Annotated in this window: 11 protein-coding genes; 5 read left to right on the top strand and 6 right to left on the bottom strand. The window is 64.8% G+C overall.

Features of this window, described 5'->3' with window-relative positions:
- Positions 1 to 258 precede the first annotated feature (258 nt).
- Positions 259 to 1,848, top strand: coding sequence for a gamma-glutamyltransferase family protein (locus tag JQ621_RS23370; RefSeq protein WP_212237061.1), 1,590 nt, complete (start codon positions 259 to 261; stop codon positions 1,846 to 1,848).
- 2 nt (positions 1,849 to 1,850) lie between these two features.
- Here JQ621_RS23370 and JQ621_RS23375 read toward each other — a convergent pair whose 3' ends face one another.
- Genes JQ621_RS23375 through JQ621_RS23390 form a run of 4 tightly spaced genes read right to left on the bottom strand, consistent with a single transcriptional unit; the run spans position 1,851 to position 5,310 of the window.
- The gene (locus JQ621_RS23375; RefSeq protein ID WP_212237063.1) at positions 1,851 to 3,134 is read right to left on the bottom strand and encodes an NAD(P)/FAD-dependent oxidoreductase; all 1,284 of its coding nucleotides are present in this window, start codon (positions 3,132 to 3,134) and stop codon (positions 1,851 to 1,853) included.
- 13 nt (positions 3,135 to 3,147) lie between these two features.
- Positions 3,148 to 3,879 carry an amino acid ABC transporter ATP-binding protein gene (locus tag JQ621_RS23380; RefSeq protein WP_212237065.1) on the bottom strand — a complete coding sequence of 244 codons (732 nt, stop codon included), beginning with the start codon at positions 3,877 to 3,879 and terminating at the stop codon, positions 3,148 to 3,150.
- Complete coding sequence (locus JQ621_RS23385; RefSeq protein WP_212237066.1) at positions 3,876 to 4,529, bottom strand: amino acid ABC transporter permease; 654 nt, start codon at positions 4,527 to 4,529, stop codon at positions 3,876 to 3,878. The genes JQ621_RS23380 and JQ621_RS23385 overlap by 4 nt, the downstream gene beginning before the upstream one ends.
- Before the next feature lie 22 nt (positions 4,530 to 4,551).
- Positions 4,552 to 5,310, bottom strand: a complete 759-nt coding sequence (locus JQ621_RS23390; RefSeq protein WP_212237068.1) for an ABC transporter substrate-binding protein — start codon at positions 5,308 to 5,310, stop codon at positions 4,552 to 4,554.
- Positions 5,311 to 5,489: 179 nt separating this feature from the next.
- Here JQ621_RS23390 and JQ621_RS23395 point away from each other — a divergent pair, with 179 nt between their 5' ends.
- The gene (locus JQ621_RS23395; RefSeq protein ID WP_212237070.1) at positions 5,490 to 6,140 is read left to right on the top strand and encodes a helix-turn-helix domain-containing protein; all 651 of its coding nucleotides are present in this window, start codon (positions 5,490 to 5,492) and stop codon (positions 6,138 to 6,140) included.
- Between the two features lie 208 nt (positions 6,141 to 6,348).
- Here the strand turns inward: JQ621_RS23395 and JQ621_RS23400 are convergent, their stop codons facing one another.
- Positions 6,349 to 7,614 carry a D-amino acid dehydrogenase gene (locus JQ621_RS23400; protein ID WP_212237073.1) on the bottom strand — a complete coding sequence of 422 codons (1,266 nt, stop codon included), beginning with the start codon at positions 7,612 to 7,614 and terminating at the stop codon, positions 6,349 to 6,351.
- A gap of 70 nt (positions 7,615 to 7,684) precedes the next feature.
- Positions 7,685 to 9,013, bottom strand: coding sequence for an omega-aminotransferase AptA (gene aptA, locus JQ621_RS23405; protein ID WP_212237075.1), 1,329 nt, complete (start codon positions 9,011 to 9,013; stop codon positions 7,685 to 7,687).
- A gap of 147 nt (positions 9,014 to 9,160) precedes the next feature.
- Here aptA and JQ621_RS23410 point away from each other — a divergent pair, with 147 nt between their 5' ends.
- The 3 genes from JQ621_RS23410 to JQ621_RS23420 all read left to right on the top strand — a co-directional run bounded on the left by JQ621_RS23410 (position 9,161) and on the right by JQ621_RS23420 (position 11,695).
- Positions 9,161 to 9,709 carry a cupin domain-containing protein gene (locus tag JQ621_RS23410; protein ID WP_094895195.1) on the top strand — a complete coding sequence of 183 codons (549 nt, stop codon included), beginning with the start codon at positions 9,161 to 9,163 and terminating at the stop codon, positions 9,707 to 9,709.
- A gap of 226 nt (positions 9,710 to 9,935) precedes the next feature.
- The gene (locus JQ621_RS23415; protein WP_212237077.1) at positions 9,936 to 10,088 is read left to right on the top strand and encodes a hypothetical protein; all 153 of its coding nucleotides are present in this window, start codon (positions 9,936 to 9,938) and stop codon (positions 10,086 to 10,088) included.
- A gap of 89 nt (positions 10,089 to 10,177) precedes the next feature.
- On the top strand, positions 10,178 to 11,695 hold the full coding sequence (locus JQ621_RS23420; RefSeq protein WP_212237080.1) for a lysozyme inhibitor LprI family protein: 1,518 nt from the start codon (positions 10,178 to 10,180) through the stop codon (positions 11,693 to 11,695).
- Positions 11,696 to 11,721 lie beyond the last annotated feature (26 nt).

The following is an 11,721-nucleotide window of genomic DNA, read 5'->3' on the forward strand; positions in this document are numbered from 1 at the left end:
GCCCGGGCATGACGAGTGCAGGGGAAGCAATCCCGCCTCACTTCCCCGTAAACTTAGCCTTGCGCTTCAAGGCGGCTTGCCGGCTCATCGAGCGTCAAATCCCCGACGGCGCCATCCCGCGCCTGTTTCACACCTGCCATGTCGCGCCTCCCTCTGGATGTTCTCGTTGTCGGCAATGTGCCATTCTTGCTCAGTTCCGCCTATTGCGGAGCTTCGACGTCAGCGCAACGAAGCCAAGACAGAGATCAACACGACATCATGCCCCATCAGTTCAGCCTCAACCAAACCGTCCGCAAACCTGCCGTCATATCCAGGGGCGGCATCGTCGCTTCGCAATCGCGGCGGGCGGCCGAGGTCGGGGCGACTGTGCTGGCGGCGGGCGGCGACTGCGTGGACGCGATCGTCGCGACCACTTTTGCGCTGAACGTGCTGGAGCCCTGGAACAGCGGCATCGGCGGCGGCGGCGCGATGGTGCTCTACCGCGCCAGGGAAAATCGATACGAGGTGATCGATTACGGCATGATCGCGCCGCAGAGCCTGCGCGCGGCCGATTATCCCGTCACCGGAGACCGCGTCGCGACCGACCTGTTTCCGTGGCCGCGGGTGAAGGACGACCGCAATATTCACGGTCCTGCCGCGATCGCGGTGCCCGGTGTCGTCGCCGGCATGGAGGACGTGCACCGTCGATACGCCAGGATGTCGTGGAAAGAGCTGGTCGCTCCGGCGGCGGCGCTCGCCGGCGAAGGCCTGCTGGTCGACTGGTGGACCGAGCTGACGATTACGGGTTCGGCGGCAGATCTTCGACGCTATCCGGCCAGCGCGGCGATGTTCTTGAAGGACGGCCTCCCGCCGAGCCCGCCCTGGAGCATCGAGGCCGAGATCCGGATGCCGCAGGATAATTTGAAGGCCACGCTGTTGCACCTCGCCGAGGCCGGACCGCGCGATTTCTACCAAGGTGATCTCGCCAAGAGCATCGCGTCCGACATCAGAGCCGACGGCGGCTCGCTATCAACAGAGGATCTCGCCGCATTCCGCAGCCATCGGCGCGAGCCGCTGGCGATCCCCTATCGTGGCGGCAAGGTGCTGGCGACGCCCGAGCTCACCGCCGGGCCGACCATGGCGCATGCGCTGCGCCTGTTGCAGCAGAGTTTGAAGCCAACAGGCACGCCGGACGCGGCCGCCTATGCCGAATACGCCCTCGCCCTGCAAGAGGCCTATCGCGAGCGGCTCAAGGACATGGGCGATGCCGACGGCAAGCGCTCGCTCGGCGCCGAATATCTGGCGCCGGCCTGCACCACGCATTTCTCGGTGGTCGACCGGCACGGCAATATGGCCGCGGTCACGCAGACGCTGCTGTCGTCCTTTGGTTCGAAATATGTGACGCCGCACACCGGCATCCCCATGAACAACGGCATCATGTGGTTCGATCCGACGCCTGATACCACCAACTCGCTCGCACCAGGCAAGCGCTGCCTCACCAACTACACGCCTGTGATCGCGGAGACCCGGGACGGCAAGCGCCTCGCGGTCGGCGCCTCCGGCGGCCGCCGCATCCTGCCGTCGGTCTTGCAGCTCGTGTCGTTTGCGATGGACTTCGACATGGACCTCGATGCGGCCATCCACCAGCCGCGCATCGATTGCAGTGAAGGCGCGATCGTGCTCGGCGACACCAGGCTGCCGGCGGATACACGCAAGGCGCTTGCCGCGCGCTTCAACTACAAGGAAGCGCCGGTGCAGACCCTGCCGATGAAATTCGCCTGCCCGAGCGTAGTGATGCGCGACGGCAATACGAATTCCGGCGCGGTCGAGATCTTCCAGCCCTGGGCCGACGCGGTTGCGGAGGCCTGAAGCTAGATCCCCAGCCGGTCGCGCACGCGGCCCGCGATTACGGCCGTGGTCACGCCCACCGGCCAGAATGCGTGCATTGGGATCGGCTTGATGCCGGTGACCGGCATGTCGATCTCGGCCCCGGCGCCGCCGATCAGCCGGCGGGCAAGTTGCGCGCCCATCGCGGTCGAGAGCGCGACACCACGGCCGTTGCAGCCGAGCGAGATCAGGATGTTGTCCGCGGGCTCGTGCACGTGCGGATAGTGGTCCTTGGTGATGGCGAGCCTGCTGTTCCAGCCATGGGTCCAGGCCACGCCCTTGAGCTGCGGCCACAGCCGCTCGGCATAACGCATGAGATAGGCGACGTCATCAGGCGACTTGATCCAGCGCATCGGGCCGCGCCCGCCCATCAAGAGACGGTTGCTCTGGTCGATGCGGTAATAGACGGTGATGTGACCGCTCTCATAGAGCACCGGTCGCGTCGGCATGATTGAGCGGGCGACGGCGTCCGAGAGCGGCGCGGTCGCGGCGATCGAGGAAAACACCGGCACGATGGTGCGGCGGAGGGCTGGCCAGAGATCGTCGGTAAAGCCATTGGTCGCGAGCAACACCTTGTCGGCATGCACCACCGCGCGCGGCGTCTCGATACGCCAGCGGCCGCCGTCGCGACGGAGCGAGAGCGCAGGTGTCTCGCCGTGAACCTTCGCGCCCGCCGAGATCGCTGCGCGCGCAAGGCCGCGGGCGTAGCTGAGAGGATGCAGATCGCCGCCTCGGCTGTCCAGCATCGCCCCGATGTAGCGGTCGGTGCCGGTCATCTCGCGCAGTTGCTCGCGATTCAGGTAGGACACCGGCATGCCGCGACGGATGCATTGTTGCGCGGTCTTTTCGATCGCCGACGCGCTGGCCTCGTTATAGGCCGCGCGCAGCGTGCCGTTCTGCCGCGCCTCGCACGGGATCTGGTAGCGGCGGATCAGATCATGGGTGAAGTTCGGCGTGCCGTAGGAAAACTCGATCATGCGGCGGCCGAGCTCGGCCCCGAAATCGGCCTCGATCTGATCGGGATCGTGCTTCAGGCCGGGATTGGTATGGCCGCCATTGTTGCCGGACGCGCCCCAACCCGGCTCCTGCGCCTCCAGCACCAGCGCCTCGACACCCTGCTCCGCCAGATGCAACGCCGTGGAGAGCCCGGTGTAGCCGCCACCGATGATGGCGACGGAGACACTCTTGTCCACATCGAGCGGCGGCGTCGCGACGGGCGCGACGGCGGTGTCAGCATAGAGCGAGGGTGGCAGCGGCAGGCGCGTCATCGCAAACGTCCGGTCAGAGCGGGTGCAGCACACGGCGCAAGAAGTCCTGCGTGCGCGGGTGCTGGGGTTGATTGAGCAGCGTTTTTGCCGGCCCCTGCTCGACGATGACGCCGCCGTCGATGAACAGCACACGGTCGGCGACGTCGCGGGCAAAGCCCATCTCGTGGGTGACGACGACCATGGTCATGCCGTCGTCGGCAAGCTTGCGCATCACGCCGAGGACGTCGCCGACGAGCTCGGGATCGAGCGCTGAGGTCGGCTCGTCAAACAGGATCGCCTTGGGCTGCATCGCCAGCGCCCGCGCGATCGCGACCCGCTGCTGCTGGCCGCCGGAGAGCTGCGGTGGATGGGCGTCAGCCTTCTCGGCGAGGCCGACCTGGGCAAGCAGCGCGCGGCCGCGCTCGATCACCTGGGCACGGGGCTCTTTCTTCACGAAGAGCGGACCTTCGATGACGTTCTCCAGCACCGTCCTGTGCGGAAACAGGTTGAAGCGCTGGAACACCATCGAAACCTGGGTGCGGATGTTGACGATCGACTGCGCGTCGCGGTCGACCTTCAGGCCCTCGACGCTGATCTCGCCGCGATCATAGCCTTCGAGGCCGTTGATACAGCGCAGGATGGTCGACTTGCCCGATCCCGAAGGCCCGACGATGCAGACCACCTCGCCCTTCTGCACGGATGCGGTAATGCCCTTGAGCACCTCATTCCGGCCAAAGCTCTTGTGAACGTCCTTGAGCTCGATCATTTCTTGCCGGCCCGCTTCTCGAAGTGACGAACCAGCAGGATCAGCGGGATGCTCATGGTGAGATACATCAGCGCAACCATCGTGAACACGTTGGTGTTCTTGAAGGTCGAGGATGCGATCAGCTTGCCCTGCAGGGCGAGCTCGGCGACCGTGATGGTCGAGGCCTGCGACGAATCCTTCAGCATCATGATCATGACGTTGCCGTAAGGCGGCAGCACGATGCGCACAGCCTGCGGCAGTATCACGCGGCGCATGGTCAGCCACCACCCCATGCCGATCGACTGCGCCGCCTCGATCTGCCCCTTGTCGATGGCCTCGATGCCGGCGCGAAAGTTTTCCGCCTGGTAGGCCGAATAGGCGATGCCGAGCCCGAGGATCGAAGCCTGCAAGGCGCTGAGCGTGACGCCGAGATCCGGCATCACGAAGTAGAGATAGAACAGCAGCACGATGATCGGGATGCCGCGGATCACGTTGATCAGGCTGGCGCTGAGCAGCGACAGCGCCTTGATGCCGGAGACCCGCATCATCGCCCAGATCAGGCCGAGCACCGTCGAGAGCAGCAGCGAGCCGATCGTGACGATGATCGTCAGCGCGACGCCGTTCATCAGAATCGGAAAAAACTCGACGGCGTCGTGCCAGAAGCCTTTCATCGGAAAGCCCTGTGAGCCTCTATCAGCCCTGAGCCTTCAGGCCCCATTTATCGAGAATCTTGTCGATGGTGCCGTTGGCCTTGAGCTTCGTCAGCGACGCGTTGATCTTGCCGAGCAGGGCGCTTTCGCCCTTGCGCACGGCAATGCCGACCGATCCGACGGTGACGGGCTTGTAACCTTCGACGAGACGGGTCTCGGGGAAGCCGCCCTGCTTCAGATTGTAGGCGAGGATCGGATAGTCGGCGTAGCCGGCTTTCAGGCGCCCCGTGTTCACGTCGCGCAGGATGTCCGGGATGGTGTCGTAGGCCTTTACGTCCGCGAACAGGCCGGTCTTCTTCAGTGCGTCGACGAAGGCGGTGCCGACTTGCGCGCCCACAGTCTCGCCCTTCAGATCATCCTGCGTGGCGTAGGCCTTGGTGTCGCTCTTCGGCACCACCAGGCCTTCGCCATAGGTGTAGATCGGATCGGAGAAGTCGACGACCTCCTTGCGCGGCGCCGTGATGAACATCGCGGCGGCGATGATATCGATCTTGCTCGAGGTCAGCGACGGGATCAGCGCCGAGAACTGCATCGGCTCGATCTGCACGTTGAAGCCGGCATCCTTGCCGATCTCGGTGACGAGATCGACCATGATGCCCTGGATGGTGTTGGTCTTGGTGTCGAGGAAGGTGAAGGGAATGCCCGTCGGCGTCGAGCCGACCTTCAGCACCTGCTGAGCCGAGGCCGGTGCGACGGCCAACAGTGCGAACGCCGCGATCGCGGCCAGACCAAAACGCTTCATCGCATCCCCCTTTGGGTCCGGCCGATGGCGGCGCTCGCGTGTGTCGTGATCAGACGTTGCGGGCCAAGCCGTTTCGGCCTATTTTCACCAATATGAAAATTTGGTCACACTTTCGCTGAAGACGCAAGCGGTTTTCATGCACATGAAGGAAGCGGTTTGACGTGAGCGGTGGCAAAAGAATGCGCAAACCGGCCGCCGCAAGGCCGGCCAGGAAGGCCAACAGCGGCAAGAAGGCTATCGCGAAGCCGACCGAGCCGGCAATGGACCTCGCGGTTGGCCGCCGCATCCGCGATCTCAGGCGGGTCCGGCAATTCTCGCTGGAAACGGTCGCAGCGCGCACGGATCTGTCGATCGGCTTCCTCAGCCAGATCGAGCGCGGCCTGTCGTCGCCCTCGCTGCGGGTGCTGGCCACGCTCGCCGACGTGCTCGGCGTCGGCATCGCTGCGTTGTTCGGCGCGAGCCCGAGCGCCGATGGCGCATCCGATCAGGTGGTCACGCGCGGGCTGCAACGGCCGGAGCTGAAGCTCTGGCGCACCGGCGTGTCCAAGCAATTGCTGAGCCCAGCGAGCGCCGACAACAAGCTCAACCTGTTCCTGGTGCATTTGGAGCCCGGCGGCTCCACGGGCGATGAGCTCTACACCCATGACGGCGAAGAGGCCGGCCTCGTGCTCGAAGGCGAGATGATGCTGACGGTGGACAGCAAGACTTGGTCGTTGAAGCGAGGGGACAGCTTCCGATTCGCGAGCCGAAGGCCACATCGGTTTTCAAATCCGGCGAACGATGCGAAGGCTGTGGTGCTGTGGGTGAATTGCGTGACGGGGGTGGGGTGATTGATCTCCCTTCACGAACACGGTGCCAGTCCCGTCATCCTGAGGCGCGAGGCTTGCGATGCGATCGCATCGCAAGGGGAGCCTCGAAGGATGGACGGCCGCGACATCGCCGGGCCGTCGCCCTTCGAGGCTCGCCGCACGGCGCGTTGCGCCGCGCAGCTCACACCTCAGGGTGACGGTGTTGGAGTTGGACGCGCGGAGAAACCGCTCACCCGAACCGGTGCAGATACCGGTCGACCGTCAACTCGCTGACATCAACGTCCGGCTTCTTGCCCGAGAGCATATCCGCAAGCACGCGCCCGGAACCGCAGGACATGGTCCAGCCGAGCGTGCCGTGGCCGGTGTTGAGATGGAGGTTGGCGTACTGCGTCGGGCCGATCACGGGCGGGCCGTCCGGCGTCATCGGGCGCAGGCCGCTCCAGAACGTTGCTTTGGCAAGATCGCCGCCGCGCGGGAACAGATCCGTGAGAGAGTGATCGAGCGTGGCGCGGCGGGCCTCATAGAGCTTGGTCGAGAAGCCCGAGATCTCGGCGGTGCCGCCGACGCGGATGCGATTGCCGAGGCGCGTGATCGCGACCTTGTAGCTCTCGTCCATCACCGTGGATTCCGGCGCCCCCGAAGCGTCCTTGATCGGCACCGTGATCGAATAGCCCTTCACCGGATAGACCGGCAGCGAAATGCCGAGCGGCGCGGCCATTCGCGATGAATAGCTCCCGAGCGCGAGCACGTAAGCGTCCGCCTGCAGCATGCCGGCACTGGTCGCAACGCCGCTGACGCGTCCGCCGTCGGTGACGACCCGGTCGATACCGGTGTTGAACATGAAGCGCACGCCGAGCGCCTCGGCGTGCCTGGCCAGCGCCTGCGTGAACATGTGGCAGTCGCCGGTCTCGTCCTGCGGCAGGCGAAGACCTCCGACGAATTTCTCCTTCACGCCGGCAAGCGCCGGCTCGACCGCGATGCAGCCCTCGCGGCTCAGCGTTTCGTAAGGCACGCCGTACTGTTTGAGCACGGCGACATCTTCGCCGGTGCCGTCGAGCTGCGCCTGGTAGCGGAAGAGCTGCAGCGTACCCTGCGAGCGCTCGTCATATTGAATGCCGATGTCGCGGCGCAGATCGCGCAGGCAGTCGCGGCTGTATTCCGCGATCGGGATCATCCGGCTCTTGTTGACCGCGTAGCGCGCGCTGGTGCAGTTGCGCAGCATCTTGAGCAGCCAGACCCACATGACAGGATCGAGCTTCGGCCGGATCACAAGCGGGCCATGCTTCATCAACAGCCACTTGACCGCCTTCACCGGCACGCCGGGACCGGCCCATGGCGACGAATAGCCGGGCGACACTTCGCCGGCATTGGCAAAAGAGGTCTCCAGCGCCGGCTCGGGCTGACGGTCGACGACCGTCACCTCGTGCCCGGCGCGGGCGAGATAGTAGGCAGAGGTGACACCGATGACACCGCTGCCGAGGATCAGAACTTTCACGCTTCGTCAGACTCCCGCGGCACTGCGCTCGCCGCTGCAAGATAGAACTCACCAGCGGCGAGAGCAATTATCAGGCCACCTTCTTGATGGCGTCGCCGAGGATCGAGACGATCTGGTCGATGTGGCTCTTCTCGACGATGAGCGGAGGCGACATCGCAAAGGAATCGCCGCTCATGCGAAGGTAGAGGCCTGTGTTGAAGCAATCGACCATGACGTCGTAGGCGCGCGCGCCAACGGCCCCGTCACGGGGCGCCAGTTCGACGGCGCCCATCAGGCCGCAATTGCGAATGTCGATGACGTTGGGCAGGCCCTTCAGCTGATGCAGCGCATCGCGCCAGTACTCGGCCATGGTCGCGCCGCGCGTGAGCAGACCCTCGTCCTTGTAGATGTCGAGCGTGGCTATGCCGGCTGCGCAAGCGGTCGGGTGCGCAGAGTAGGTGTAGCCATGGAACAGCTCCATTACGTTCTCCGGGCCGACCATCATGCCGTCATGCACCTTGCGGCTCGCGAACACCGCACCGCAGGGAATGGTGCCGTTGGTGATGCCCTTGGCCGTCGTCATCAGGTCCGGCGTGACGCCGAAGAAGTTGGCTGCGAACGGGGCGCCGAGGCGGCCGAAGCCGGTGATGACCTCGTCGAAGATCAGAAGGATGCCGTGCTTGTCGCAGATCTCGCGCAGGCGCTGCAGATAGCCCTTCGGCGGCGGCAGCACCGCGGTCGAACCCGGCACCGGCTCGACGATCACGGCAGCGATCGTCTCGGCACCGTGCAGGGCCACAAGACGCTCGAGATCGTCTGCCAGCTCGGCGCCGTGCTCCGGCTGGTCCTTGGCGAAGGCGTTGCGGCTGAGGTCATGGGTGTGGCGGATGTGGTCGACGCCCGGCAGCAGCGTGGCGAAGGCGCGGCGGTTGGCGACCATGCCGCCGACCGAGGTGCCGCCGAAGCCGACGCCGTGATAGCCGCGCTCGCGGCCGATCAGGCGGGTTCGGGTCGCCTGGCCGTTGGCGCGGTGATAGGCGAGCGCGATCTTCAGCGCGGTGTCGACCGATTCGGAGCCGGAGTTGGTGAAGAAGATGCGATCGAGGCCCTTCGGCGCGATCTCGGCGAGACGCTCGGCGAAGTCGAATGCGAGCGGATGGCCCATCTGGAAGGACGGCGCGAAGTCCAGCGTCATCAGCTGCCGCTCGACCGCGGCGGCAATCTGCTTGCGGCCGTGACCCGCATTGACGCACCAGAGGCCGGCAGAGCCGTCGATCACCTTGCGGCCGTCGACGGTGGTGTAGTGCATGCCCTCGGCCGAGGAGAACAGGCGCGGCGCCTTCTTGAACTGACGGTTGGCCGTGAACGGCATCCAGAACGAGTCGGTCTTGATAGTGTTCGGAATCTGATGAAGGGTCACGGGCCACGCTCCTTTGCTGACGGGATAGCAGAGGCACGGCTTGAGAAGCGCAACAAGTCCTTTTCTATCGACCTGCAAGCCATTGATCTCACTGGGGCTGCCGGTCCATATTTGCGCGATCCGCAACACCTGCAACAGGGAATGGGCATGAGCGTCGACATCGGTGGACGGCTGCGATTCATCCGGGCGCGCCAGAAGCTGTCGCAGCGCGAACTCGCCAAGCGCGCCGGCGTCACCAATTCGACGATTTCGCTGATCGAATCCAACCAGATGAATCCGTCGGTCGGCGCGCTCAAGCGCATCCTCGACGGCATCCCGATGGGACTCGCCGAGTTCTTCGCACTGGAGCCCGAGTCGAGGCGCAAGATCTTCTACCGCGCCGAGGAACTCACCGAAGTCGGCAAGAAGCCGATCTCGTATCGGCAGATCGGCGACAATCTGTTCGGCCGCAGCCTGCAGATCCTGAAAGAGCGCTACGAGCCCGGCAGCGACACCGGGCGCGTGCATCTCGTCCACGACGGCGAGGAAGGCGGCATCGTGATCTCGGGCAAGCTCGAAGTCACAGTCGAGGACGAGAGGCGCATCCTCAATCCGGGCGATGCCTATTACTTCGAGAGCCGCCGCCCGCATCGCTTTCGCTGCGTGGGCGGCAAGCCGTGCGAAGTGATCTCGGCCTGCACGCCGCCGACGTTCTGACGAACACGCGCGACCTCTCCTCCCTGCGATGGCTCAGGAATTCGATCCGGACGAATACGGGCCGAAACCCGAAACGAAAATTCGGCCGCGCTTGAGCCAGCTCAATTCCCGCCCGTCGAATCCCGCCTATGGTCACCCCGTAGCCGAGCACTGGCTCAGGAAGTGCTGAGGTTATGGCCCCGGACTCCTAGGCACTCCGGGGCCGCTTCGTCACCAGGGGCTGTCCATGAAGACCACGCTCGCCAATGCGGAAGCCGCCCTCGAAGAGGTTCAGCGCGACACCGACAAGGTTCGCTCCCGCGAGCTTCGCGAGGCCATTGCCAAATACATCGAGGCGCAGCGAGAGCAGATCAAGGCTCTCCGCAGAATGATCAATTAACCGGATACCGCGCCTCGGCCTCCTGAACCACGACGCTGCGGCTGGCGACCAAGGAGCAGATACGAACCTGCTTCGACCAAGAGCCGCCGATGTCCACTCCTGTCCGCCTTGCGCTGCTTGCGGCCGCGCTATCCATCCCCGTTTCCGCCCACGCGATGGACGATTTCATGCGCGCCAGCAGCAGCGGGCCGTTGGCGATGACGTTCTGCACGAAAAACTCCGACGGCAGCAAGCTCGACGGCGGCGCGAGCAAGTTTTGCAAGACCAACGGCTACGACAAACTCGTCGCCGCGGTCGAGGCGTCGTTTGCGGCGGCTGTCAGCAAGGCACCGGCCAACGTACGCCCGCTGTTCAAGCGCGACCAGGTCTGGTTCAACGAGATGATCCAGGAAGCTGCGTACACTGTCGAGGAAGCCGACGAGGCCGAACTGCGCCAGAACATGACCAGCGTGCTGCGGCAGCGCGCGGCCGCGCTGGATGACTTCGCGCGCGGCTTCGGTCGCGGCGGCCTCACCGGCGCCTGGGCCAACGCCTTTGGTGGCATCACCGTCACGGCGACCGAGACGGGCAGTTACCGCCTCGATGCGGAGCTGAACTCCGACTATGGCAGTGACAAGCATTGGCACTGCACGCTCAAGGCTAAGGTCAAGCCGGGTTCAGACGGCTGGCTGGCCGGCGTCACGATCCCGAACCAACCATCCGAGCCCGGCGCGAAACCCGCCGATCCGGTCTCGATCAAGTTGCGGCGCCAGGGAGAGACGCTTCGCGTGGTGATCCTGGCAACCGAAGAGCAATGGTCGTTCTCCAACGATCCGGATTGCGATCGCCTTGGCCAGGTGACCGGCACCTATTTCGCGAGCGGCAAGCAGAATGGGACCGACAAGACCGATACGGCCTTCGTGACGCCGACCTTCGACTGCACCCGACCTGAAACGGCGACCGACGAGGAAATCTGTGCCGACCCGGATCTGGCCACGAACGACCAGCGGCTGAACCGAGCATGGAAGGCCCTGCTGCCGCGGCTGGACGATGCAACGCGACGCGGGCTGACGGACGACCAACGCCACTGGGTGAGCGCCCAGTCTTTGCAATATCCCGAATTCCTGCATCCCGCGTGGGAGAAGCGGACATCGGCGATGCACTACACCGTGTTCGGACGCGACCGCCTCAACGGCCTTCAACGCGAACGCATCGCGCTGCTCGAAGGTTTTGACGACGAGCGCGTCGGCCTCGCCGGCACCTGGCTCGCCTATAATGCCGTCATCAGGATCACCGTGGACAAGGATGGTTCGGTCGACGCCCAGGGCTGGAAATGGTCGCAGGCCGACTGGAAGGGCGGCTGCGACTACGAGATCAGCGGCGACGTCAAGAGCGGCACGTTCCGCTCGAGCGAGCAGCGCAAGAACCCTGATACGCTCGAACGCGACCATGGCATGCTCGTCGTCAACCGGCTCGACGATGATTTCGCGCGGAAGCGGGAGGGCAAGAACGACAGCGCCGATGACGAGCCCAAATGCGAGCGCAACATCACGATCTCCTCGACGGCCCGGCTGTTTCCGGCAAAGCCGTCCGAGGACATCGACAAAACGACGAGCGCGATACGCTGAAGCGCGATGAGATTCTGGTGAATCAT

The organism is Bradyrhizobium manausense (assembly GCF_018129685.1).
GTDB lineage: Bacteria > Pseudomonadota > Alphaproteobacteria > Rhizobiales > Xanthobacteraceae > Bradyrhizobium > Bradyrhizobium manausense_D.